Below are 23,432 nucleotides of genomic sequence, written 5' to 3' on the forward strand. Positions count from 1 at the left end.
CAGCAGCAAACCTTTAAAGATTGATGGTTAAATAGGTATTGGATAATTAGTTATCCCGTTTTTAACGTTTTGCCAATTTTGTAGTGAAACAATGAAAGTGAATCACCTGTTGTTTAAATTATCACTTGCAGCGAAAGAAAGCAAAGGGCCGTGCGATTCCCTTACCTTGGGAGCTATAGGTTAGGTTAGGAGGAGCTGAAACTCTCGTCGCCAACAACTACAGCCAGCCCTAATCCTCAAGTTGGAGGGGATAAAAACGCCGCGTTGCTGCCAAAAACCAATCTAACTAAAATGAAAATAGTTGTACTTGACGGACATACCCTTAACCCAGGCGACTTGAGCTGGGAAGCATTGAGTAAACTTGGCGATATAACCATTTATGACCGTACCCCGCAAGATGAAATTGTTGAACGAAGTAAAGGCGCGCAGATCATCCTGACCAACAAAACCCCTCTTGATGCCGATACAATTCATCAGCTGCCTGATCTAAAATATATTGGCGTGCTTGCTACCGGCTACAATATTATAGATACCGCAGTTTGTAAACAAAACGGCATTGTAGTAAGCAACGTACCGGGTTATGGCACTGCGGCGGTGGCGCAGTTTGTTTTCGCCTTATTGCTTGAGCTTTGCCTGCGTGTGCAAAAACACGGCGATGCGGTGATGGAAGGTAAATGGGCAAGCTCTGCAGATTTTTGTTTTTGGGACTACCCGCTAATAGAACTCTCCGGCAAAACTTTGGGCATTATAGGGTTTGGCACCATAGGTCAAAAGGTTGCTGATATTGCCGCTGCTTTCGATATGAATGTTATTGCCTATAGCCGCACGCAAACAGACCAAAGCCACCGCAAGCACTTTATGTGGGTGCAACTGGACGAGTTGCTCAGGCTGTCAGATATGATTACTATTCACTGCCCGTTAACGGCCGAAACGGAGGGCCTTATCAAAGCAGAAAATCTGCGAAAAATGAAACCCTCTGCATTTTTGATTAACACCTCGCGCGGGCCGATCGTGAATGACGCTGATTTAGCCAATGCGCTTAATCAGGAAATTATTGCCGGGGCGGGTATTGATGTCCTATCAAAAGAACCGCCTGCGGCAAACAATCCATTATTTGGGGCAAAGAATGTGATTGTAACGCCACACATTGCCTGGGCAGCTAAAGAGGCACGCGCAAGATTGATGGATACCGTTGTTAGCAATTTGCGGGCTTTTACAGCTGGAACGCCTGTAAATCTGGTAGTTTGATAACTTTCTTAAAACATTAAGGTTTTGTCAGGGTTTACTTAGAAAGAAAAAAAGTAAACCATGAAAAAGCTAAGTTCAATTTTAATGATCGCTGCTGTGGGCTTAATGCTGCAGGCATGTGGCGGTCCAAAAGACAGCACAGACGCAGCGGACAGCTTAAATGCTGTAAAAGACACAACAACTAACGGCTCAACCGGTATTGGCGTAGTTGCCGACGATGCACAATTTGCAGTTAATGCAGCAAACGGTAGCATGACTGAAGTAGAAACCAGCAAACTTGCAGCTGCAAAAGCTACAAACGCGTCAGTAAAAGAGTTTGCTGCCATGATGATTTCAGATCACAGCAAAGCAAATGACGAGTTAAAAGGCCTTGCAGCTACAAAAAACATCACTTTACCAGATTCTGTTAACGCCGATTCAAAAAGCGCGCTTGCTGATTTATCAAAAAAGGCAGGAGCAGATTTTGATAAAGCTTATGTAGACAAAATGGTATCAGACCATAAAGCTACTGTTGATCTGTTTGAAAGTGGTTCAAAAGACGTAAAAGACCCTGATATGAAGGCTTTTATTGATAAAACGTTACCATCATTGAGAGCACACTTAGAGCATATCAATAAAATCCACGACGGATTAAAATAAGATATTTAAAGCAATGTTTTGTAAGAGCATCCTGGAGAGTTAAATCTTTCCTGGGTGCTTTTTTCGTAAAGCGGTAGTTGAAGCAGCAATTGCTCCGTTATTTGGTTGACTACTTCGATAGACAAAATTACATTTGGTAAATCGCCAAAAATAAAATTTTAAAATTTTATTCTCCTTATTTTGTAGTTTTTTATATCTTCGTAACGCTTGTTACAATCGTACTAAACCATTCGTTCTTTATGAGAATAATGAGATCAGTTAATTTTAGAGAAGGAGTTTTAGCGGACTCCTTCTTTTTTTTGCGCTAAAATTAAGCACGTATATTTTGAAGTTATAGCTTGTAACAAACAATGTTTAAGCAAAAGCCAGCCATCCCGCGGCAGGGTTACTAGAAAAACACCAGATTTAAAGCAGAATATTGTAGATAGTAAATTGCTAAAACAGCGACGTTTGTAGGCTTACCAATGGTGCAAAAACCGGTGCACCTAAACCGCTGATATGGTAAATAGCGCTTTCCTGGTAGCGCGAAGCTACTACGATTTTGGTCCCGCGCGAATGGGTGTTAAATAGGTTTTGCACCAACTCGGGGCAATTATTGTCTTTTGATAAGTGCGACAGGAACAAGTGCGACATGTAAGCCGGGCGATAATCCATAAACAATTGTAAAGCCTGCTTATTAGATAAGTGGCCTTTACCACTACGGATGCGGCGTTTTAAGTGATACGGATATTTGCCGCGCTCCAACATTTCCTCGTCGTAATTAGCCTCCAGGAAAGCGGCATGACATTGCTGAAAATGCTGTACCAGGTTTTCGCAAACCGCTCCCAAATCTGTAAATACGCCTACCTTAATGCCACAGCAGGCTACGGTAAAGCTATGCGGGTGTGCGGCATCATGCAGTTTTAAAAATGGGGTGATGGTTAAGTCGCCAATTTGTACCACCTGTTCGGCTATAAACTCAATCGCCAAATCTTCATCCAGCCTCAAGCCACCATGCAATAAGGTAAGGCCGGTGATGTAAACTGGGATCTGATATTTTTTGGCCAGCACGGTTACCCCGCTGATATGGTCAGAGTGCTCGTGCGAAATAAAGATGGCCTTAACTTTGCGCATGCTTAGACCCAGCCGCGCCATACGGGCTTCGGTTTCGCGGCATGATATGCCAACGTCAACCAATACGGCTTCGTGCTCATTACCAACGTAATAGCAGTTGCCGTTGCTTCCAGAATTTAGTGAGGCTACAAATAAAGACATCGCAACACAAATTAACGGTTTTTGAGCGATGATAAAAATTTAACTCAAAATTTATTTGATTTTCAAACCCAAGCCCAGATCGCTATTCAAAACATATTCACCATTTATAATGGCAGGTGGGGCATAAGGATTATTGGTTGTTAAAAACGGACCGTCAATATCTGCCCAATCGCATTGCGGGGCAAGGGCCGCCGCCGCTAACGATGCACAGCTGGTTTCGCTCATGCAGCCTATCAGCACTTTAAGGCCAAGTTCCCTGGCGCGGTCAAGCATCTGCTTTGCTTCAAACATCCCTGCCGATTTCATGAGTTTTATATTGATGCCGTGGTAAACATCCTTAGCCTTGTCTACATCGGCCAGGCGTTGTACGGCCTCATCGCCAATTATCGGTATGGGGCTGTGTTGGGTTAACCAGGCGTTGCCGTCAATATCCGTTTTTAGCATGGGTTGCTCCACCAACTGTACGCCCTGCTGCTGCAGCCAGTAAATCGTATCCAGACTTTGCTGCCGGTCAGTCCAGCCCTGGTTGGCATCCACATAAATAGGCACGTCAGTCACCGAGCGGATAATGTTGATCAGCTCTTTATCATTGTCCCGGCCCAGCTTTACCTTTATCACTTTAAAATTGGCAGCTTCCTGCACTTTTTCCCTGAAAACGTCTGGCGTATCTATGCCGATTGTATAACTGGTAACAGGCATCAGCCCGGGCTTGCTGCCCAGTAGTTGCCAGCAAGGCTTGCCTAATAGTTTGCCTTCCAGGTCGTGCAGGGCAATGTCAATGGCAGCTTTAACTGCGGGGTTGCCGGGGGCAATATCGTCCAGGTAATTAATGATCTCCTGAAAATTAAAGGGGAATTTGAACTTGCCGGCCTCAACTTTATTCAAAAACGCGGTGGCGCTTTCATGGCTTTCGCCCATGTAAGGAACCATTGATGCTTCGCCATAACCGGTGTGGCCCTCATGGCTTATTTGCACCAACATGATTGGGGTTGATGTGCGCGAGAATTTAGCTATGGTGAAGGGGTGCTTTAGTAAAAGCTCAAAAGGTTGCCAGGTTAATTTCATGTCGCTAAGTCCTGTAAGGCATTCCAAAATTTACCCATCTGGCCGCGGTTTTCCATCACGGCGCCAAGTTGTTTTTTTAATGGTGGTTGGCGTACCGTCCAACGGTATTTTTCGGCAAAGGCGGTAAGCTCGGGCATGTTGGGTTCAGAAAACTCCATGATAACAAAGCCCCAGGTGCTGTAAAATGCCAGCATCCAGGTAAATTCCTCGTCTAGTTCGCCGGCCTTTATAAGGTCGTTCAGTAATTGGTACGATGCCAATATGGTTTCATGGTCCAGGTCCGTCATGCCGGTAAGCATGGCCGGCTCGGCCATATAGTACCAATTTAAAAACACCATCCTTTTCAGTGTTTCGGTTTTAAAAACTTGGTCAAGGGTACGGTTATGCAGCTCAAGATAGGCGTTGTGGATATCCGCAAATGCGTAATCAATATCGTCTGTAGGTATAGCAGTTTGCACATAACTAAATACGCCGGTTTGGCCAAGCGTTAGTTCTTTGTCTGATAATTCCCTGAGCGTATCCGTCATAAACATAACATAATGTCAAAGCTAAATTTTTCTTTTTGAAATGATGGGTATATTTGGCGGTAATAGCAATGATTGGGCCGAGTCCACACGCGCCAATCCCAGATAACAAATACATGCCCGTAAAACCATACGCCCCTTTTGACGCTGCAAATTTTAGCAACAAGCTTTGTTTTTTAACCGGACAAACGCTGCAAAGTGAAGAAGAGCGGGTACAGGTTTTCCCACAGTGGCTAATGAGCATGTATGGCTTAGAGGACAAACCCTTTAAGCTGCTTGATGAAAGCATGGCCACCTACAAAGACATTAAATTACCGGTTGCATCGGCTGTTAACGAAACCTATCTTGAGCCGCTGGAAGCTGAAGTTGAGGCTGCATTTAAAAGCGGTTACGAGGCTGTTAAAGCCTTAGATGAACTTAAGCTTTTTCAATGGGCGGGCAAGTTGATGTATGGGATAATTTTTAATGAGATACAGGTGGGCATACGGCAGCAGCGTGCGCAGGGCGAGGAGTTTACCATGTCGCAGTCTATCATTCATAAAATAAGCCACCTACATTTAATGCTGCAAACTATTAACCTGCCGGTGTTTTTTGAGGAGTTTAAGCCCTACAGCCTGTTTTTATTTAAGGTTGATAATAACCAGGAAGAGTTTGGCTATCGCGATGAGATCAATACGCTAACATTCTCTTTGCGAATCAAAGATTTTGGTCTCATCCTTTGTTTTCAGGACAATGGCGCCAACCGTAATTATCACCATGAAATATTGGGAAAAATAAGCAACCATACCTTGCACCCGATACAATTTGAAGAGTTTAGCGGCCGCATCTATTATTCAAATTACCTGTTTAACCGCCTGCCCGAGTATAACATGCTGCCGGTTGCCGACGAGCTTTATATTGAAGCTATGCCCCTGCGCGGTTTTAGCAGCAAACCCCTGTTTGACCATTGGCAAAATAAAACCTATGGGCAAGTGCTCGAGAATTTTTGGAAAAACTGGGGCTTCCTGCTGTTAGAGATCATCAAAAATCCTGAGCAGCCCATGAGCTTTTTAGTTGATGCTAACGGTAATTTTAGAGACCGATCGACGATCGACCTCCCGTGCTAATTTGATTGATAAAGGCGGGTAAAACGTCCGGGTGCAATATCAGCGTTATAAATACGCCGCATAAGGCGCCGTATAAGTGTGCGTCGTGGTTTACGTTATCGCGGGCATGCTTAGATGCAAAGTGGCAGTAAACTAAATACAGTACGCCAAATATAATAGCCGGGATGGGGATTGGTATTGGCATGATCATCATTTTAGTAAGCGGCGAATACATAATATAACTAAATATTACCGCGCTCACTGCGCCAGATGCGCCTAAGCTGTGGTACCGATAATCGTTTTTATGTTTTACTACCGATGGCAGATCACTGATAATAAGGCTGGCGATGTAAAGCACCCCAAATTGCCAATGCCCAATGTAACTCTCTAACGGGAAAGCGAAAAAGTAATATGACAGCATGTTAAAAAATAGGTGCATCCAATCTTTATGAATAAAGCCGCTTGTAATCAGCTGAAACACATTCTGTTTACGGTACACGCTATACGGGTGCAGCATTAGCTTGCCATACAATTCCTCATTACTGAAAGCCAGTAACGATACGATAACGGTAATGGCGAATATGATGGACGCAACAGGCGCCAGGTTAAAAATCTCTATCATTTTAAATCTAATTTGGTATTAACCAGTAGCCGCGCTACCGGGTACCGAAGATATGTTTTTTCGAAGTATGGCGAGTTGCGGTAAACAAAATTTAGCTGTGCCGAGCCGCTTTTGGCTAATGTGGGGTCCTTTGCTTTTTCGTCGTCCAGCTTTTTGCGCAGGGCAGGGTCATTCTTTAATTGCTCCGCTGCAATATCCTCATAAACATAATGCGAGTACCCTTCTTTTGAACTCAGTATCGAATCGAAAAAGTTCCAGGCAAAATACGAGTCTACACCCAGGGGCTCCAGCGTTTCTACAATAAAACGATTAAGGTGCTGGTTGGTATACACCACATAATCGCCGGCCAGGAATTTGATTTTCATGCTGGTTGGCGTTAATTTAACATCGCTGTGCAGGTAGTGGCCTTCGTAGGGCCGGGTGCCGGTTTTATAGTCGGCTATGTAATACATCTCTACATCTAAGGTGGTATCATGGGTTAGCGGCCGCATGGCTACTTTGTTCAGCTTATACAGATCAATAATCTTACCCCAGGCTTGCGGAATGATATAAGCCACCGGCTTTTCGGCTGTAGCGCTAACGATGTAATTGTCGTAATACTTAATTGTTTTAGTAAACGGTTTACTGCGGTCATAGTACAGGCGTTCAAAATCGCTTACATCGCTCTTTTTATGGCCTGCGTAATAGCCTTTAAAGGTAACGCTATCCACATTCTTTGTGTCCAGCTCCCAGGCCAGCGCAAACGTTTTTTGGTTCTTCACCTCTTCATCAGCCTTGGCTTTAACCTCGCCTATCAGCATGGCATCTCGCTCATTAATATCTATCAGCGCCTGCATAAAGTAATAGGTTGCCCAAACGCGCTTGCTAAACTCTTTAAGCATGTGCGTTTCTGTAATGTAGCTAATAATGTTGTGCTGCGACGTGTAGCCGGTGGCAAAACGCGGAGTCTCCAAGAAGCTCACTATGCCATTGTCTGGCGACTCATCTTCACTCTCAACGTAAGGGGTCATCTCAAAGCCCGACGCTTTCATTCGATTATATAATTCGGGCGTTAACGTTTTTGACGTGTAGTTAGCGAGGATAGGATTTTGCTTGTCTTTTTGTGTTTCTATCAGCGTCATCACGTATTGATAGTCGGCGCCGTTGCTGGTATGGTTATCTAAAAAGATCTCGGGGTTCCAGGTGTTAATGATAGTTTCCAGCGCAATGGTGTTGCGGCTATCTACCTTAATAAAATCGCGGTTAAGATCAAGGTTGCGCGAGTTACCGCGGAAACCATACGCGCTTGGTCCGTTTTGGTTAATACGGCTTTTGCCCCTGTTAAGGCTGCCGTCAATATTATATAAGGCTACAATGCAGATCACCACATTTTTAGGCAGGGCATTCTTTTTGAGCAGATCACGCATCAGCATCATGCTGGCGTCAATGCCCTCCGGCTCGCCGGGATGGATGCCATTATTAATAAGCAATACCCGTTTATTTTGCTTTTTGATGAGCGCAGGATCAAACACCTTATCGCGCGATAGTACGATCAGCGTCAGCGGCTTCCCAACATCAGTAGTGCCATAATTGATGAGCTTCATCTGCGGGTTGGCTTTGGCCAATTTGATGTAGTAGCTAATTACTTCGGGATAGGCGGCTGAATAGTTTTTATCCTTGCTTAGCTCAAAGGGCGTTAACTGTGCCCGGGCCATACCAAAAGCAAGGCAAGCCAACAGTGCCAATGTAAATTTCTTCATGAAAATAACGGATCAGATTGCGCCGATTAAGGTAACACTTATTGAGCAGGGCCGCTAATTTCGGCTTGCGTTTTTTTAGGCAGGCTTTTCACCACTTCGGCGTAAGAGTGGTCAATCATTTCCAGCAGCTGTTTGCGGGTCAGTGTGCCGTCCATAGCGACGGTATTCCACAGTTTTTTATTCATGTGATAGCCGGGCTGTACTTCGGGGTGGCGCTCGCGCAATTCGATGGCCAATTCGGGGTCGCACTTAACATTGAAGCGGTCGCCTTTTTCTAGACCAATAAGTAAAAAAATTTTGCCGGCAACTTTAAACACCAGCGTATCCTCGCCAAAAGGGAGGCCTTCGGTAACCACTGGTTTCGCAAGGCAGTAATCGCGCAGCTCTTCTACGTTTAGCATTAATTGATCGACTTGGTATACGGCACTGTTGAACCAAAATTAAACTTAACCCCTACCACGATTTGACGATATTGGTCGGGCGAGTTGTTTTTAAAGCCGCTAGCAGGGTCGGTGTATCCGTCAAGGCCCTCGCCCCAGGTTACATTATGTATATAGCCTATGTTTACGCTCATAAAAGGTTCGCTATAGCTATTATATATTTTAAGGTCGATACCAACACGAAGCGGCACCATCAACTCCATACTTTTGTCCTGACCCGGAAACGTATAGGAGCCAACGGGATATACGTCTGACGGATTGAGATTTGTGCGCTGTATAAAAGTCATTTTATTTGAAACTAAACCAACGCCGGTTCCGAAATATATGTCTTTAAACAAGTGCATAAAGAAGCTGTTGTCGTAGTCAATAATTTCACCCAGGGTGAAATCGCCATGTGCAATAACCGCTACGTACTGGTTTTTATATTGACGTTTGTACTGATCTGTAACAATATTTCCTCCGGACAGGTCTCCCGACTGTATCTCTAAACCCAACGGGATATATGGTGTTACGTTATAATAACCGGTTACATTAAATGATTTTCCGTCGTTAGCCTGCTTTAAATCGGCATACGGGCGATTACGCGAAGCGTTAAAACCAATGCCATAACGGCCATAATTATAGCTGCCTCCCTGCGCCCGGGTGATCAGTGTAGAAAACATTAAAACAAAAAGCAGCGTAATTCTTTTCAAACCTAAATATTAATCAATTTTACAAATTATTACGGCACTTCGTTTTTCACAACTTCTACGCAAATATATGAACTTTAACATAAATAACTTTACGGCTCTTGAGCGCTTCTTGCGCTATGTGGGCATCGATACGCAGTCTGATCCGGCATCTGACACTATCCCATCTACCGAAAAACAAAAAAACCTTGGTAAATTGCTGGTGACAGAGCTGTTGGCTATGGGTGTAACAGATGCGCACCTTGACCAATTTGGGTATGTTTATGCTACTATTCCGGCCAATACTGATAAGCCCAATGTACCGGTAATTTGCTTTTGCTCACACATGGATACCTCGCCCGATTGTAGCGGCGCGGGCGTAAAACCCATTATACACCAAAACTACCAGGGCCAGGACCTGGTTTTGCCTGATGATAACGCCCAGGTGTTACACATGCATGAACACCCCGACCTGAAAAATCAGTTAGGCAATGACATTGTTACGGCAAGTGGGACAACGTTATTGGGTGCAGATAATAAAGCGGGTGTCGCAGAGATCATGGACGCCTGCTATCAACTGATTAATAACCCCGAAATTAAGCACGGAACTGTTAAAATATTATTTACGCCCGATGAAGAGATTGGCCGCGGCGTGGATAAGGTGGATATTGAGAAACTTGGTGCGTACGCATGTTACACCATTGACGGCGAGAGCGCGGGCAACATGGAAAACGAAACCTTTAGCGCTGATGGCGCGAAGCTCATTATAAAAGGGGTAAGCTCGCACCCCGGGTTTGCTAAGGGTAAAATGGAGAGCGCCATTAAAATTGCCGGCATTATCACCGCCATGCTGCCCTTTGAACTGTCGCCAGAAAACACGGATGGCATGGAAGGTTTTGTGCACCCTGTTGCTATACAGGGGCAGGTAGAAGAGGCTGTGATAGAATTTATCATTCGTGATTTTGACGATGAGCAGCTGGCTAAACACGCCGACGTGATCAGAAAAATTGCTGAAGAAGTTTTAGAAGATTTCCCTAACTCTAGTTACGAGCTACAGGTTAAGCCGCAGTACCGCAATATGCGAAGCGTGCTTGATCAGCATCCGCAGATAGTAGAATATGGCATGGAAGCTATTCGCCGCGCAGATATGGATGCTAAAATGTGCAGCATACGTGGGGGGACAGATGGTTCGCGCTTGTCATTTATGGGCCTGCCCTGCCCTAATATTTTTGCCGGCGAGCATGCTTTTCATGGCAAGCAGGAGTGGGTATCGGTACAGGACATGCATAAGGCAGTGCAAACCATCTTGCATTTGTGTGCGGTATGGGAAGAAAGGAGTTAGCCCTTAGTTTAGTCCTTTACATTTTTTAGCCTCGTACCAGTTTAGCCATTTGGCTTTATCAACCATAAACGCGTCAAGATCTTTATAGCGCGCGCTTTTGCGCGTGCCTATTGACACCTTGGTACGGCGGTCTATAAATTTAATGGCCTCAATAAATTCAGCATCTGTAACCTTTTTAAGATAGCCGGATGTAAACTTTTCCGCAATGTCTATATTTTGATCAAACTGAGTTTTAAACTCCGGGTTCTCGTTACAATCATAAACTTTTGATTTTTTTAGAACGATGGTGGCGGTATCGGCATTATGGATCATTATGTGTTGTGTTACATAACCAGGCACACTTACAGACAAAACTACAGGCCCTATACACAGTAGTTGATAAACACCTTTGCCATCTGCCTTGGTTATGTATTTGCCACCCAGGCTCAAGTTTATAGCGTTAACAGGTTTAAGGGCATCATTAAACACTCTAGCATTCACAAAATAAGGTTGTTTAGTTGGATCGGTAACGGCATAAGGGGTAGCCAAACCGCGAATATTAACCGAGCCGCGCATCCCCGGCGCGCCGGTATTATTCTGAATATTTAACCCGGCAACTTTGCCTTGTAATAGTTGATCGACATTACCAACCGGGTTATCCTGCACTTCTTTGCCGGTGATAATGTATGATGAGCCGGTAGTTTGGTCGCGATCGCGTTTAACATAGCCTCGTATCACAACTTCGTTCATCGCTTTTGTATCGGTAGCCAAATTAGCATTAGCAATAGTTTGCCCCGGCTTCAGTTTAACAGATAGTTCTTTATACGACACAAACTGATAGCTAAGTGTGGCATTCGTGTCCACAGTAACTGTATATTTTCCATTGATATCTGCCTGAGTTAGGCCCTTGCCGTTGATGGCAATGGTGGCTCCGGTTAATGGTTCTTTGTTTGCGGCATCAAGTATCGTCCCCGTTATTACCACTTTGCCAGGCGGTAGCTGCGAAGGGCCCAATAATGGAGGGTTAGCTATTGACCCAAAGGCACCTTTTTTATATGTTGGTTTTAAACCCACAACCGGGGCTTTACTGCCGTAGACCCCCAAAGAGGATTTAGGCTTAGTATTATAGGCATAATCATCAATGGTCTGTATCCTATCTATAACCTCTGGCGGTAAATTTTTAATAGCGTCCTTTACACCGCCTCCGCTATAGTTTTTCCCGTTTATGCGGGCCTTTGTCACAGTCAACCCCTGCTGTTTTATGGCGCCGTTGCTGTCTATTCCTATACTCTCCATATCATTCAAAGGGTTGTCAACCGTTCGGGTTTCTTTTACAGCGTTGTGTTTGGCCAGGTATTGTACTTTATCCGCTTTAGGTTTTGCGGGTATCCGTTGTTCCTGTTCAAGGATTAGGCTGTTAGCTATGTTAGTGTTCGAGTCTTTTACTGGCGATGGTGTGTTACGCGTTATTGACGCGCTATCAACGCCAACATTGGTTGCATATTGAATTTTGTTAGGCTGACGGTTTAGAAACCAATAGCCACCACCCAGCATCAGCAGCAAACATGCGGCCATAGGTAATACGCGCCATAGTAAAATACTGCGTGTTTCTTTTTTCGCTACGCGATTAGCCAGACGGGTTTCCAGGTCGGCAAGATTAGCTTGCTGGTCCGCCCCCACTTTTTCAAAGCCCTCCAACGCGTCCATCAAAAACAGATCGTCCTGCGCCCGGCGCTCCATGTCGTGCATGGCCTTGGCGTCAAGTTGGCCCTTTAGGTACTTGTCAATTTGCAATATGTCTTTCTTCTTAGCGCCCACTGTTCTTCTCCAAACAAATTTTTAAATTACGTTTTCCGTTCTGGATATAGCTTTTAACCTCGTTCATGCTGTAGCCGGTATCGTCGGCAATTTCTTTATAGCACTTCTCTTCCATATAAAACAACTGGATACTCATTTTTTGCGCCGACGGCAGCTTTTCTCTGCATCGCTCCAGGGCGGTCAGGTTTTCCTCGTTGTCGTTATCATGATGCGTATCATCGGCAAATTCCATAAAATCAGGCATCGGTTCGGTTTGCATCTTTTTGCCGGCACGTAACTGCATCAAACAAAAGTTGCGACTTACCACATACAGCCAGCTTTTAAACTGGTTAATGTTATGCAGGTTAACCTTCGCTATCAAATCTTCAAAAATTTGCATAACGGCATCTTTGCTTTGCTCCTCGTCGCCCAGGTATTTTAGGCACACGCCATAAACCAGGGGCATGTATTGCTGGTACAGGGTGGCGAGGGTATTTAAATCGCCGCTTTGTTTATACTCCTGCAGTAGCCTTTCGTCTGTAGTGTCGGTGGATTTACTTTGGCTTTTTAAGAAGTTCATGCAGAGCAACAAAATAAATTTTTTTGGTGATTTATGGAAATCAATAATTAGATGCATCCTACCTGCAAAATCCATAAATCTTTTAATAAATAAATTATGAGAAATTACCTGATGACCTTAGCTGCCGTAGTTAGCCTTAACGGTTTTGCATATAGCTGCTCAATGCAGACAGTAAAAGCTAATGATAAAAATACGGCAACCGCCGTTGCGGCAGATAAAGCCACAAAGCTTAATGAACTTCTTAAAAATATGGCGGCAATAGAAGGCGGCCCGGACGGAGCGATCGGGGCCAGATTTAATCGCAGGGATTATAGTAGTAAAGGAGACGTAGCACAAGCCATAAAAAACCTGCCAACAGATATTTTAGAAAGCATTATGGTTGTAGATGGCTACGGCGACCAATCAGTTACAACCAACTATGCAATAAAAAATGGCCCGGTTAAAATTGTAAAAGGTGAGGTAAAAAAAATAACGGTAACCGGTAAGGTACTTGATGCCGCAACCAAAGAGCCATTAACCGGCTGTACAGTTGGTACGCAAAAAGATGGCGGCATAACGCAGGCAGATATCAATGGCAACTATAAGGTAACTGTTGCCGGGGGTTCTGTTTTGACATTTTCTTTTGTAGGCTATATGTCGCAATCACACAAACTGGTACCGGGACAAAATGTAGTTAATATTAATTTGGCTTTCAATGCAAAAGCCGCAAACGAGGTTGTAATACGCGGATATGTTAGGCGCGACCGAGCAATCACCAACGGTAAGTCTTATATCATTACCGGTAGAGAGGTTCAGGATAATCCGGTTGGCAATGTTGAGCAACTACTGCAAGGCAGCACAAAAGGAGCAGGCGTTTATGGCAATGCCGGCGCACCAGGCATGCGTGGGTCTGTAAATATCCGGGGTTTAAATGCTGTAGGCAATGCCTCTATGCGCGAAACTAGGATAGATCCAAAATATGCATATAGCTCTACTCCATCGCCCGGTAACGAGGATTATGACCATATCAGCGAGAATCAATTTACCAGTCCGCAAACCACACCGTTGTCAACCTTCGCAGTTGATGTTGATAAGGCATCATACGCTAACGTACGCCGCTTTATTAATGGCGGACAATTGCCCCCTAAAAACGCGGTACGTATCGAGGAGTTGATTAACTACTTTAATTATAACCTACCTAAACCAACCAATGGCGAACCGGTGGCTATACAGACTGAAATCGCCACCACGCCCTGGAACAGTCAACACCAATTGGTGCGTATAGGCTTGCGCGCTAAAGATGTTAAAACCGACATGCTGCCGGCATCAAACCTGGTGTTTTTGGTTGATGTGTCCGGATCTATGAATGAAGTTAACAAACTGCCGCTGGTTAAAACAGCACTTAAAATGTTGGTCGATCAGCTAAGACCGAAAGACAGAGTAGCCCTGGTTACCTATGCGGGTTACGTAAGCACGGCATTGGCCTCAACCCCGGCAAATGAGAAAGATAAGATTAAAGAAGCGATTGACCAGTTAGGTGCAGGCGGCAGCACGGCCGGCGGTGCCGGTTTAATGACGGCCTACCAAGTGGCCCAAAAAAGCTTTATCAAAAAAGGCAATAATCGTATTATTATGGCTACCGATGGCGATTTTAACGTAGGAGCAGCAAGCAACAAAGCTATGGAGGAGTTGATAGAAGAAGAGCGTGGACGCGGCATCAGTTTGTCAATATTGGGTTTTGGAATGGGGAATTACAAAGACAGCAAAATGGAACTATTGGCCGACAAAGGTCATGGTAACTACGCTTACATAGACAATATCACCGAAGCCACAAAATCTATGGTTACTGAGTTTGGTGGTACATTGTTTACTGTAGCTAAGGATGTTAAGCTGCAGGTAGAGTTTAACCCCAATACCGTACAGGCTTACCGCTTGCTGGGTTACGAGAATCGCCTGATGGCTAAAGAAGATTTTAATAACGACACCAAGCTGGGTGGGGACATGGGCGTAAACCACACCGTAACCGCACTGTATGAAATTATCCCGGTTGGCGTAAAAGACGATTTTATGGGTACGGTTGATCCACTTAAGTATCAGCAAACACAAAAGCAGGCTCAGCCAAATGGTTCTACAGATATCATGACTGTAAAATTTAGATACAAAGAGCCCGATGGAGAAAAGAGTAGGCTACAGCAAGTGGTGGTGAATGCCAGGTCGGTAGCCATCAACAGCGCGTCAGAAGATATGCGTTTTGCAGCGTCGGTTGCCGGATACGGCATGCTGCTGCGTAACTCGGCTTTTAAACAAAACACTAATTTCGAAGACCTGATTAAACTGGCCAAGGGCGCCAAAGGTAAAGACGACAACGGCTACCGCGCCGAATTTATCCGCCTGGCAGAAAGCACCCGGGATATGATGAAAACGATGGCTGCTGCGGTTAATAAATAACCAGATAAAAGTGTCATCCTATACCAACATAGGATGGCACTTTGTATTTGGTTTCCGCAACCATATGAGCCTAATGCTGCCTGGCAGAAAAAAGTAAAGGCGGACATGATGAATGACGACTTGATCTTCTAGGCAAATGACTAGTCAAAATAGTAATAAGCGCCTTCATTATTTAAGCGCCTCGCGCGATATGACAATGCGTTGAATTTCTGACGTGCCCTCATATATCTGGGTGATCTTGGCATCGCGCATCAGCCGCTCTACATGGTACTCTTTTACATAGCCGTAGCCACCATGGATCTGTACTGCTTCGGTAGTGGTGCGCATAGCAGTTTCAGAGGTAAAGACCTTTGCCATGGCGCTGGCATTGCCAAACGGGAGGCCGTTGTCTTTGAGCCAGGCCGCTTTATAAACCAACAGCCTTGCCGCTTCTATCTCTGTAGCCATATCCGCCAGTTTAAATTGTATGGCTTGATGGTCGGCTATGGCTTTGCCAAATGCTTTGCGTTCTTGCGCGTACTTTAACGCCAACTCATAAGCGCCGGATGCAATACCCAAAGCCTGGGCGGCAATGCCTATACGGCCGCCCTCTAAAACGCTCATGGCAAACTTAAACCCCGAGCCTTCCTGTCCAATGCGGTTTTCTTTGGGCACCTTAACATCATTAAAATGCAGTGAGTGTGTGTCTGAGCCACGGATGCCCATTTTATTTTCCTTGGCGCCTACGGTAAAGCCTGCCGTCCCCTTATCAACAACAAAAGCATTTATGCCAAGGTGTTTTTTCGACGCGTCTGTTTGTGCTATTACAATATAGGTAGATGCTGTGCTGCCACTGGTTATCCAATTTTTTGTACCGTTCAGCAGGTAATAATCGCCCATATCAATGGCGGTGGCCCTTAGTGCTGTGGCGTCTGATCCGGCTTCGGGTTCGGACAAGCAGAACGCACCTATCACGTCGCCTTTGGCAAGCGGGGCAAGATATTTTTGCTTTTGCGATTCGTTGCCGTATTTTTCTAACCCATAACATACCAACGAATTATTTACTGATACTACTACCGATGCAGAAGCGTCGATCTTTGAAAGCTCTTCCATAACTATGGCGTACGATACTGCATCCATCCCGCTACCGCCATATTGCGGCGATACCATCATCCCCATAAAACCCAACTCACCCAGTAATTTAATCTGCTCAGCCGGAAATTTTTGATGTTCATCCCGCTCAATTACGCCAGGCTTCAACTCGGTCTGCGCAAAATCTCGCGCAGCCTGGCGTATCATTAGTTGTTCTTCGGTAAGTTCGAAATGCATTTTGAGCAGTATTAATCGTAATAAAGATAAATATTATGCGTGCATAATAAAAAAGCGGGCAAAAAAAAGAGAGCTCTTTTGAAGCTCCCTTTCCCCTAATTAATTTAAACTATTGATTAAACCCAAAACAAAGAACAAATAAACCTCAGCTTGGGTGTCTGAGAATTCTTACCTTATACGTAGCCGCCGATATTAAAGTTTCATAGGTAATTGCAGGGCTTGTTGTTTCTACTACAAATGTATTGCCATAAATAGGCCGCGACAACTACTTATTCGTCAGAATTAAAAGTAGACAATTACTGATTTTATGTTATTTTAGCTTTATAATAACTAATTATACAACCTGTAATTGTTTTCTATAAACGCCCCCTAATTTATGTTACTTACTGATTTTGAATATCTTGACAATTCTGACAATGCGTTTAAACGCAAAATTGCGCTGCAAATTAAGCGCTTACGCAGGCAAAGCCAGGTAACGCAAGAGAAGTTTTACTCGGATACCAATATAAATATCGCCCGGTTAGAGTCTGGTAAGATTGATATACGTATAGAAACGCTTAGAAAAGTGTGTTACTACTTTGATGTTTCGCTATCCGGCTTTTTTAGAGGAATTTATTAAGCCTTGCGTTTTAACTGTTTGCAAACTGTACGTAATTCTGTTTTTGTATACAGTTGCTGTATTTTTTTTAACACAGTTGTATAAAAATGAGATCAAAATTAATGCAAAACGGTCTTTAAAAAATTAAATCGCTGATTATTTGCTACTTGTAACTATTTTAAAATAAATATTGTAGTTTAAAAAACGAACTCTATATTTGCAGTCCCAAACGGAGTGGTAGTTCAGCTGGTTAGAATACATGCCTGTCACGCATGGGGTCGCGGGTTCGAGTCCCGTCCATTCCGCTGAAAACAATGTCAAAATTGCCTAAAAGCCTGTAAATCATCGATTTGCAGGCTTTTTTGTTTACCAAAAAACACCAAAATATGCATGTTTTAGCATAAAAAAGGTGAGCAATTCGGTGAGCATATTAAAGCTAAAAAGGTGCTCACCAGAAATGCCATAAGTAACTGATTAAGAAGATGTTCAGCGAGTGAACATCTTGATTGCAAGTGATGGAATAATCAATTTTGTTTCACTATTTAATTCATTTGTAATGAGAACTAACATCAATTTGCTTTTTTATTTAAAAAAGCGCTCTGGCTACAAAGAGGGTACTGTTGCCATTTATTTGCGTTTTACTGTTGATGGTAAAAGAGCTGAAGCCTCAACAGGCCAAGTATGCGAACCGTCACGTTGGGATACCCATGCAGGTCGAGCCATAGGCACAAAAGAGAACGTTCGTACATTAAACTATTATCTCGACACTTTACAAGCCAAAGCCCAGGAACTCCATCGCTGGATGACCGCTAACGATGAAATGATTACAGCCGAAAGTTTGAAAAATCGGTTTACTGGTAAAACGGAAAAAGTATGCACATTGATCACTGTTTTTGAAGATCATAATCAAAAAATGCGCAGCTTGGTAGGACAGGAGTTTGAGAAGAGTACGCTTCAACGTTATGAAACAGCTTTAATGCACACCAAGGATTTTATGCATTGGCAGCATAATGTTTCAGATATTCCTATCACAAAAATCAACTTCGAATTCCTTAATGATTTTGAGTATTACCTGCGGAGCGTACGTAAATGTGCCAACAACTCCGCGATCAAGTATATCAAAAACTTGGGAAAAATTGTTCGCATCTGTTTAGGCAACGGCTGGCTTACGGTTGACCCTTATCTGAATTATAAACCGAAAACAAAGAAAGTGCACCGAATCGTCCTGACTACAGAAGAATTAAAAACGATGGCCGAAAAGCAATTCTCAGTTGAAAGGCTTCGTTTAGTTAGAGATATATTTCTCTTTAGCTGCTATACCGGCTTAGCTTATGTCGATGTGAGAAAACTTAAAAGGTCGGAAGTAATCAAAGGAATTGACGGTGATTTGTGGATTTATACAAACCGTCAGAAGACAGACACTTTATCCAGAATTCCTATTTTGCCGGCAGCTTTATCTATAGTCGGACGGTATCAGGACAATCCACAATGTATTTGCGACGATTTGTTGTTACCAGTCATGAGCAACCAAAAGTTGAATGCCTATCTAAAAGAAATAGCTGATCTGTGCGGCATTTCGAAGCTACTCACTTTCCATATAGCTCGACACACTTTTGCAACTACTGTGACCCTTAATAATGGCGTTCCTATTGAAAGCGTTGCCAAGATGATGGGGCATACCAGCATCAAGACCACACAGATCTACGCTAAAGTTATGGATCACAAGATCAGTTTTGATATGCAGCAATTAAAGGAAAAGCTATCTGCCGGCTAATTCTATTGCGGTGAATTGAAATTAACTCATTGTTGAACCTTATAAAAGTTTACATTTTATGTAAACTTTTATGTATATTTGAATATTATGTATGTAATACATAGCGAAACTGACGAGAAAGTTTTGGCCGTCATTAGCAAACTGGATATTAAAGAAATTGCATTGATCAATAAAAGCAAGCGATTTGATTTCAACTGGAACAAAGAAAAACAGTATGAAGTTTATAAGCTAACGGCTGAAGGTGTTGATGAGCCTATAGGCTTAATGTCGTTGGTGGATCGTCCGGGTGATTTTGCAATTGAAATCAGATTGCTTGCATCATCTTTGGAAAATGTGAGCAAGGCTAAACAGTATCAGAGAATTGCAGGCTGTTTAATTGCATTTGCTTGCAGGAAAGCATTTGAGGCTGGATATGGTGGTTATGTTTGTTTGAAACCTAAAACTGAGCTTGAAAATCATTATCAGCAAGTATATGGTTTTGTTACCACCAAATTATTTTTGATTAGTCACGGACATAATTCTTTATCTTTAATTAAGAAATATTATGAAAAACAGGACGAATAATAGGAGCTATGAACTAACAGATTTTTCAAAGTTGAGTAATAAAGAACTTGCAGAAGCATTCGTATTTCCCTCAAAGACACCTGTGACTGTTCAGGAAAAAAAGGAGGAGGAAGATTTTTGGATAGAACGAAGAAAGCAATTTGCAAATAGAACTCCCCAGCAACAGATTTATGATAAATTATTACAATTAAAATTCCAATTGGAAGATTATGTTGTTAGTAATCAATACCAGGCTGTTTTAAATTTTGGCTATTTCTTAAACGAATATGTAAATAGGCAAGAAAAGCCGGACAAGGAATTTGCTGCTGACATCGATATTAAACCGGCTGTACTAAGTCAGTATATTAACAATCATAGGAGGCCGCCAGAAAAATTTGTTATACGATTGGAATTACATTCTAATGGCATGATCCCTGCACTGGCCTGGTTCAAATTATTGCAAAAAGATAAAGAGCATGAAATCATGACAGATACTGGCATTAGGAAGGAAGAAAGTAAACACATTAAAAATAAGCTTGAATTTGCTTATTAAATTGAGGTTACCATAATCTAATTTAGGTTAAATGAAAGCAATATGCAAAATAGCATATTGCTTTTTTATTTGTCCGTATTGGATTTGAAAATTTAAACTTCAGATATTAATTTTATATAGGGATAAATTTCAATAACCAAAAAATGGAAACAGTCATCAAAGGGCGAAAAAAGGCGATGTATCTAGAATCAGAAGTGTTAAAAATCCCGAATAGAAAACGAGGGGAGCCAATTTCAAAATCATAATTGAATCATATCTTCTTCCTTGACTGGGATAAAGGATGCCTTTTTATTGGTAAGTAATTCTAAAGCATGGTTTGCATAATTAAAATTTTCGCACCATTTCCTGCATCTCTGTTTTATTTCATTACTCAGATACTTTGAAAATGAATATTCGAATTTCACCATAGCATAATTGCCTTTGTAGATATCGATATAATCAGCCAATTTATACTGGAAAAACTCTTCTTCCAATTTTTTTAAATCCTCAATAACAAGTTCAACGGCGGCAGGCCTTGGCGGTTCAGATGTGTTTATGTCATACAGGTCATCGGGAAGTTGATAGGATTTTTTCAGTTTTAACGCCTTTTTATTAGACGCAGCATCTACCAACTTCTTTTTAAAATTTTCTTGGTCCTGTTTTAATTCCATGTAACGGGCCAGGTTAACATTTCGGAGCTTCAATTCCTTTGATAAGGCTAAAATATCAGTCTTGTTATAATAAGTAGCTTTTCCCTGTTTAAAATAATTCGAGAAGCCAAATTTGTCACGGATAAATTTACCGCAACCATAATGAGCATCCTTAAAATGCTTGTAAAGCTCATACTCGGTAATCCATTCTCCACGAGCTATACTTAGCTTTTTAAATTCTTTTGCTGCTTTATCTAGTAGTAGAGGTGAAAATTGCTCCTTTGCTGGCAAATCTGAGGAGCCAACTACTTTAGATAATAATAATTTCAACTCCTTTAATTCGGCTGCTATTTGACTTTGTTGCATAACATTCTCCTGCTTTGAAAATATAGAAATGCCCCTATTATTAATCTATATCAAATATAAGGGAAGTGATTCGAATTTTGAAGCAGATGATAATACGCGATTTAAGCAGAACAGAGTATGGCATATTTACCGCTTAAGCAACCAAAAGCGCGAGCCGGGTAAATAGTCAAGGCCGGGCCGCCGCTAAAAATAAAATAATAATGGCCCGCTCTGCATGGCCTTTACTTTTTACTCGGCGTAAGCTTCTTTGCAGAAGTGGTGAATATGGACTAATAGTAGTATAAGGCTTAAGTTTACATCTGGTTTCAAAATAGTATTTTTATGAACAATTTTATTTAATATGTTGACCTTCCAATAAATCCTATATTTTTTCCGCCAATATGAGCATACCTTATCACGATTACGAAACACAAATATTTAATAGGCTGCAAACCTATAGAGATACACATCCCGAATTTACGTTTTCTGTTCGTCAGAATGGCTCTAAGGGTTCGGAGCGCGATTATTTTATTGGCACTTACAAATCCAGGTATTTTGGTTTTACCTGTTGGGAAATCCCTATCTCTTTTCCCGGATCTTCATCTGATTGTGTTGATTTTTTCTTTAATTATAATGTTGACGGTCGTATAGGATTTTACATGGAGGCGAGCGCGCCAAAAAAAGCCGGAACTGATCAATTAGCTGCCTGCGTGGCGTTTGTATACAACTTACGAAAGCTTGCCGGTCAAAGAGGTTTGCCGGTAGGGGTAAACGCAGATGAAAAGAAATTTATTGATTATTTCTTAACACCCGAACCCAAGCTATACGATACAATAGATCAGCTTTGGGCAGCTTTTTTACCTTTTATAGAGTCTGCTGCAACTATGGTGGACGAAGCTATTGATATAACTAAAAATGAATTCCCTAATTGGCAGGCAGAAAGGATATCATTAAAAAAGTTTGAAAGTTATATCGCCAAAATGAGACGAAGATTTGAGCGATACCCATTAATTAAAAGCACCCCTGATCAGTCAGAAGTATCGGATAATGTAATAGCTAAAGTAAAAGAATTACAAGATCAGGAAGTAAAACTACTGCCGTTGAACCAAATTCTTTATGGGCCGCCTGGTACAGGAAAAACATATCATACAGTAAATAAAGCCATTGAAATTATAGATCCGAAATTTTACAAAAAGTATGCTCAAAACCGCAAAAAACTGCTCGAAAGATTTAATCAACTTCTAATAAAGGATTGGGATGATGCTAAGGGACACATTGCATTTACAACTTTTCACCAAAGTATGTCATATGAGGATTTTGTCGAAGGTATTAAGCCTGTTCCCGAAGAGGAACAACTTGGCAACAATACATCCCCAATTCGTTATGAAATAATGGATGGTGTTTTCAAATTAATTGCGCAAAAAGCCACTTGGACGAAAGGAAACTTTGATAGTATTTTGGAAGAATTTAAAAGTAATTGCAATGAGATACAAGGTAAACCTGTTATCACAATAACGGCTCCTTACACAAGTTTTGATGTTATTTACCGGGGAACTGCTGTTTTTTATGTAAGTCCTCATAATTCTGTGAAAGGAAAACCCTGGTATCCTGTCAATATTGAAAATATTAGAAAAGCATATCAGACCGTGATTATAAGGGCATATATAATCCGACCTATGTGAGGGAAATATTAAATTATCTAATAAAACAGAATGGTTTAGTTCCAGTAGAAAAAACTCAAAATTCATCAGAGCCGCATGTGCTGATTATTGACGAGATTAATAGAGGAAATGTCGCCCAGATTTTTGGAGAACTCATAACGTTAATTGAAACCTCGAAACGTGCTGGTAAGGATGAACAATTAGAAGCGATGCTGACTTACAGTAAACAGCCGTTTACAGTACCCTCTAATTTATTCATTATCGGAACAATGAATACAGCAGATAGAAGTGTAGAGGCCTTTGACGCAGCCCTGCGAAGGCGTTTTTCATTCGAGGAAATGATGCCTGAACCTGATCTGCTTTCGCCTTATGCATTATTGACAAAGTTTCACGAGAAATATTATTACGTGGAATGGCCGGAGTGGGAAAAGAACTTCAGTCAATATGCCAGAGATTTTTATGATTTTATCGGCATGCTCGATTTTCCGATTGCCGGTGAAGAAGAAAAAATATTGCTGAACTTATTGAACAACATGAATTTAATGTAGAAAGTGCCTCTTCTTACCTTCACGAATATGATTTAGAACCGGAAATTAATATCGCTGAATTGCT

General features: G+C 42.3%; 22 protein-coding genes and 1 tRNA gene. 12 read left to right on the top strand and 11 right to left on the bottom strand.

All coding sequences use genetic code 11. The features are described 5' to 3' along the window. Positions 1-291: 291 nt before the first annotated feature. Both ACFSYC_RS02555 and ACFSYC_RS02560 read left to right on the top strand, forming a co-directional pair. Entirely contained in the window at positions 292-1,248 is a 957-nt protein-coding gene (locus ACFSYC_RS02555) for a D-2-hydroxyacid dehydrogenase (RefSeq protein WP_377123198.1), read from the top strand. Between the two features lie 60 nt (positions 1,249-1,308). After that, positions 1,309-1,887, top strand: coding sequence for a DUF4142 domain-containing protein (locus ACFSYC_RS02560; RefSeq protein ID WP_377123200.1), 579 nt, complete (start codon positions 1,309-1,311; stop codon positions 1,885-1,887). Positions 1,888-2,322: 435 nt separating this feature from the next. On the opposite strand, the gene ACFSYC_RS02565 is transcribed toward ACFSYC_RS02560, so the two are convergent. The 3 genes from ACFSYC_RS02565 to ACFSYC_RS02575 are packed head-to-tail and all read right to left on the bottom strand — an operon-like array spanning position 2,323 to position 4,733. Further along, positions 2,323-3,141 carry an MBL fold metallo-hydrolase gene (locus ACFSYC_RS02565; protein WP_377123202.1) on the bottom strand — a complete coding sequence of 273 codons (819 nt, stop codon included), beginning with the start codon at positions 3,139-3,141 and terminating at the stop codon, positions 2,323-2,325. Between the two features lie 51 nt (positions 3,142-3,192). Continuing rightward, positions 3,193-4,206, bottom strand: coding sequence for a dipeptide epimerase (locus ACFSYC_RS02570; RefSeq protein WP_377123204.1), 1,014 nt, complete (start codon positions 4,204-4,206; stop codon positions 3,193-3,195). After that, positions 4,203-4,733 (bottom strand): hypothetical protein, encoded by a 531-nt coding sequence (locus ACFSYC_RS02575; protein WP_377123206.1) that lies wholly within the window; start codon positions 4,731-4,733, stop codon positions 4,203-4,205. Before ACFSYC_RS02575 ends, ACFSYC_RS02570 begins: the two co-directional genes overlap by 4 nt. A 113-nt stretch (positions 4,734-4,846) precedes the next feature. Here ACFSYC_RS02575 and ACFSYC_RS02580 point away from each other — a divergent pair, with 113 nt between their 5' ends. Next, positions 4,847-5,836, top strand: coding sequence for a hypothetical protein (locus ACFSYC_RS02580; RefSeq protein ID WP_377123208.1), 990 nt, complete (start codon positions 4,847-4,849; stop codon positions 5,834-5,836). Here ACFSYC_RS02580 and ACFSYC_RS02585 read toward each other — a convergent pair. The 4 genes from ACFSYC_RS02585 to ACFSYC_RS02600 are packed head-to-tail and all read right to left on the bottom strand — an operon-like array spanning position 5,802 to position 9,308. Beyond that, positions 5,802-6,437: a rhomboid family intramembrane serine protease gene (locus tag ACFSYC_RS02585; protein WP_377123210.1), complete on the bottom strand. Its 636-nt coding sequence runs from the start codon at positions 6,435-6,437 to the stop codon at positions 5,802-5,804. The two genes, ACFSYC_RS02580 and ACFSYC_RS02585, sit on opposite strands and share 35 nt — an antisense overlap. Further along, entirely contained in the window at positions 6,434-8,176 is a 1,743-nt protein-coding gene (locus tag ACFSYC_RS02590) for a M14 family zinc carboxypeptidase (protein WP_377123212.1), read from the bottom strand. Before ACFSYC_RS02590 ends, ACFSYC_RS02585 begins: the two co-directional genes overlap by 4 nt. Before the next feature lie 38 nt (positions 8,177-8,214). Next, on the bottom strand, positions 8,215-8,577 hold the full coding sequence (locus tag ACFSYC_RS02595; protein ID WP_377123214.1) for an MmcQ/YjbR family DNA-binding protein: 363 nt from the start codon (positions 8,575-8,577) through the stop codon (positions 8,215-8,217). Further along, a complete protein-coding gene (locus ACFSYC_RS02600; protein WP_377123216.1) occupies positions 8,577-9,308 on the bottom strand; it encodes a hypothetical protein in 732 nt (243 codons plus the stop codon). Before ACFSYC_RS02600 ends, ACFSYC_RS02595 begins: the two co-directional genes overlap by 1 nt. A 67-nt stretch (positions 9,309-9,375) precedes the next feature. Here ACFSYC_RS02600 and pepT point away from each other — a divergent pair, with 67 nt between their 5' ends. Further along, the gene (pepT, locus tag ACFSYC_RS02605) at positions 9,376-10,626 is read left to right on the top strand and encodes a peptidase T (RefSeq protein ID WP_377123218.1); all 1,251 of its coding nucleotides are present in this window, start codon (positions 9,376-9,378) and stop codon (positions 10,624-10,626) included. A gap of 3 nt (positions 10,627-10,629) precedes the next feature. Here the strand turns inward: pepT and ACFSYC_RS02610 are convergent, their stop codons facing one another. Beyond that, complete coding sequence (locus ACFSYC_RS02610) at positions 10,630-12,423, bottom strand: carboxypeptidase-like regulatory domain-containing protein (protein WP_377123220.1); 1,794 nt, start codon at positions 12,421-12,423, stop codon at positions 10,630-10,632. Next, positions 12,413-12,982 carry an RNA polymerase sigma factor gene (locus tag ACFSYC_RS02615; protein ID WP_377123222.1) on the bottom strand — a complete coding sequence of 190 codons (570 nt, stop codon included), beginning with the start codon at positions 12,980-12,982 and terminating at the stop codon, positions 12,413-12,415. Before ACFSYC_RS02615 ends, ACFSYC_RS02610 begins: the two co-directional genes overlap by 11 nt. A 96-nt stretch (positions 12,983-13,078) precedes the next feature. Between ACFSYC_RS02615 and ACFSYC_RS02620 the strand changes: the two genes are divergently transcribed. After that, positions 13,079-15,409: a vWA domain-containing protein gene (locus ACFSYC_RS02620; protein ID WP_377123224.1), complete on the top strand. Its 2,331-nt coding sequence runs from the start codon at positions 13,079-13,081 to the stop codon at positions 15,407-15,409. A gap of 168 nt (positions 15,410-15,577) precedes the next feature. Here the strand turns inward: ACFSYC_RS02620 and ACFSYC_RS02625 are convergent, their stop codons facing one another. Beyond that, positions 15,578-16,717: an acyl-CoA dehydrogenase gene (locus tag ACFSYC_RS02625; protein WP_377123226.1), complete on the bottom strand. Its 1,140-nt coding sequence runs from the start codon at positions 16,715-16,717 to the stop codon at positions 15,578-15,580. A gap of 376 nt (positions 16,718-17,093) precedes the next feature. Between ACFSYC_RS02625 and ACFSYC_RS02630 the strand changes: the two genes are divergently transcribed. From ACFSYC_RS02630 to ACFSYC_RS02650, 5 genes are all read left to right on the top strand, one after another. Then, positions 17,094-17,336, top strand: a complete 243-nt coding sequence (locus ACFSYC_RS02630; RefSeq protein WP_377123228.1) for a helix-turn-helix domain-containing protein — start codon at positions 17,094-17,096, stop codon at positions 17,334-17,336. A 210-nt stretch (positions 17,337-17,546) separates the two neighbouring features. Beyond that, positions 17,547-17,620 (top strand) — tRNA-Asp (locus ACFSYC_RS02635). A 251-nt stretch (positions 17,621-17,871) separates the two neighbouring features. After that, positions 17,872-19,089, top strand: a complete 1,218-nt coding sequence (locus ACFSYC_RS02640; protein WP_377123230.1) for a site-specific integrase — start codon at positions 17,872-17,874, stop codon at positions 19,087-19,089. 87 nt (positions 19,090-19,176) lie between these two features. Further along, positions 19,177-19,653: a hypothetical protein gene (locus ACFSYC_RS02645; RefSeq protein ID WP_377123232.1), complete on the top strand. Its 477-nt coding sequence runs from the start codon at positions 19,177-19,179 to the stop codon at positions 19,651-19,653. Then, a complete protein-coding gene (locus ACFSYC_RS02650) occupies positions 19,634-20,185 on the top strand; it encodes a hypothetical protein (RefSeq protein WP_377123234.1) in 552 nt (183 codons plus the stop codon). Before ACFSYC_RS02645 ends, ACFSYC_RS02650 begins: the two co-directional genes overlap by 20 nt. 239 nt (positions 20,186-20,424) lie before the next feature. On the opposite strand, the gene ACFSYC_RS02655 is transcribed toward ACFSYC_RS02650, so the two are convergent. After that, entirely contained in the window at positions 20,425-21,180 is a 756-nt protein-coding gene (locus ACFSYC_RS02655) for a hypothetical protein (RefSeq protein ID WP_377123236.1), read from the bottom strand. Between the two features lie 380 nt (positions 21,181-21,560). Here ACFSYC_RS02655 and ACFSYC_RS02660 point away from each other — a divergent pair, with 380 nt between their 5' ends. Both ACFSYC_RS02660 and ACFSYC_RS02665 read left to right on the top strand, forming a co-directional pair. Further along, on the top strand, positions 21,561-22,841 hold the full coding sequence (locus ACFSYC_RS02660) for a hypothetical protein (RefSeq protein ID WP_377123238.1): 1,281 nt from the start codon (positions 21,561-21,563) through the stop codon (positions 22,839-22,841). Continuing rightward, on the top strand, positions 22,838-23,368 hold the full coding sequence (locus ACFSYC_RS02665; RefSeq protein WP_377123240.1) for an AAA family ATPase: 531 nt from the start codon (positions 22,838-22,840) through the stop codon (positions 23,366-23,368). Before ACFSYC_RS02660 ends, ACFSYC_RS02665 begins: the two co-directional genes overlap by 4 nt. The last annotated feature ends 64 nt before the right edge of the window (positions 23,369-23,432 follow it).

This window comes from Mucilaginibacter antarcticus, assembly GCF_042686155.1.
Taxonomy (GTDB): domain Bacteria; phylum Bacteroidota; class Bacteroidia; order Sphingobacteriales; family Sphingobacteriaceae; genus Mucilaginibacter; species Mucilaginibacter antarcticus.

Coding starts and splice junctions, on each gene's coding strand:
- pepT (WP_377123218.1), top strand. CDS start 9,376: ATGAACTTTAACATAAATAACTTTACGGCTCTTGAGCGCTTCTTGCGC.
- ACFSYC_RS02640 (WP_377123230.1), top strand. CDS start 17,872: ATGAGAACTAACATCAATTTGCTTTTTTATTTAAAAAAGCGCTCTGGC.
- ACFSYC_RS02655 (WP_377123236.1), bottom strand. CDS start 21,180: ATGCAACAAAGTCAAATAGCAGCCGAATTAAAGGAGTTGAAATTATTA.
- ACFSYC_RS02660 (WP_377123238.1), top strand. CDS start 21,561: ATGAGCATACCTTATCACGATTACGAAACACAAATATTTAATAGGCTG.
- ACFSYC_RS02565 (WP_377123202.1), bottom strand. CDS start 3,141: ATGTCTTTATTTGTAGCCTCACTAAATTCTGGAAGCAACGGCAACTGC.
- ACFSYC_RS02575 (WP_377123206.1), bottom strand. CDS start 4,733: ATGACGGATACGCTCAGGGAATTATCAGACAAAGAACTAACGCTTGGC.
- ACFSYC_RS02615 (WP_377123222.1), bottom strand. CDS start 12,982: ATGAACTTCTTAAAAAGCCAAAGTAAATCCACCGACACTACAGACGAA.
- ACFSYC_RS02645 (WP_377123232.1), top strand. CDS start 19,177: ATGTATGTAATACATAGCGAAACTGACGAGAAAGTTTTGGCCGTCATT.
- ACFSYC_RS02580 (WP_377123208.1), top strand. CDS start 4,847: ATGCCCGTAAAACCATACGCCCCTTTTGACGCTGCAAATTTTAGCAAC.
- ACFSYC_RS02620 (WP_377123224.1), top strand. CDS start 13,079: ATGAGAAATTACCTGATGACCTTAGCTGCCGTAGTTAGCCTTAACGGT.
- ACFSYC_RS02595 (WP_377123214.1), bottom strand. CDS start 8,577: ATGCTAAACGTAGAAGAGCTGCGCGATTACTGCCTTGCGAAACCAGTG.
- ACFSYC_RS02560 (WP_377123200.1), top strand. CDS start 1,309: ATGAAAAAGCTAAGTTCAATTTTAATGATCGCTGCTGTGGGCTTAATG.
- ACFSYC_RS02555 (WP_377123198.1), top strand. CDS start 292: ATGAAAATAGTTGTACTTGACGGACATACCCTTAACCCAGGCGACTTG.
- ACFSYC_RS02570 (WP_377123204.1), bottom strand. CDS start 4,206: ATGAAATTAACCTGGCAACCTTTTGAGCTTTTACTAAAGCACCCCTTC.
- ACFSYC_RS02650 (WP_377123234.1), top strand. CDS start 19,634: ATGAAAAACAGGACGAATAATAGGAGCTATGAACTAACAGATTTTTCA.
- ACFSYC_RS02590 (WP_377123212.1), bottom strand. CDS start 8,176: ATGAAGAAATTTACATTGGCACTGTTGGCTTGCCTTGCTTTTGGTATG.
- ACFSYC_RS02625 (WP_377123226.1), bottom strand. CDS start 16,717: ATGCATTTCGAACTTACCGAAGAACAACTAATGATACGCCAGGCTGCG.
- ACFSYC_RS02630 (WP_377123228.1), top strand. CDS start 17,094: ATGTTACTTACTGATTTTGAATATCTTGACAATTCTGACAATGCGTTT.
- ACFSYC_RS02585 (WP_377123210.1), bottom strand. CDS start 6,437: ATGATAGAGATTTTTAACCTGGCGCCTGTTGCGTCCATCATATTCGCC.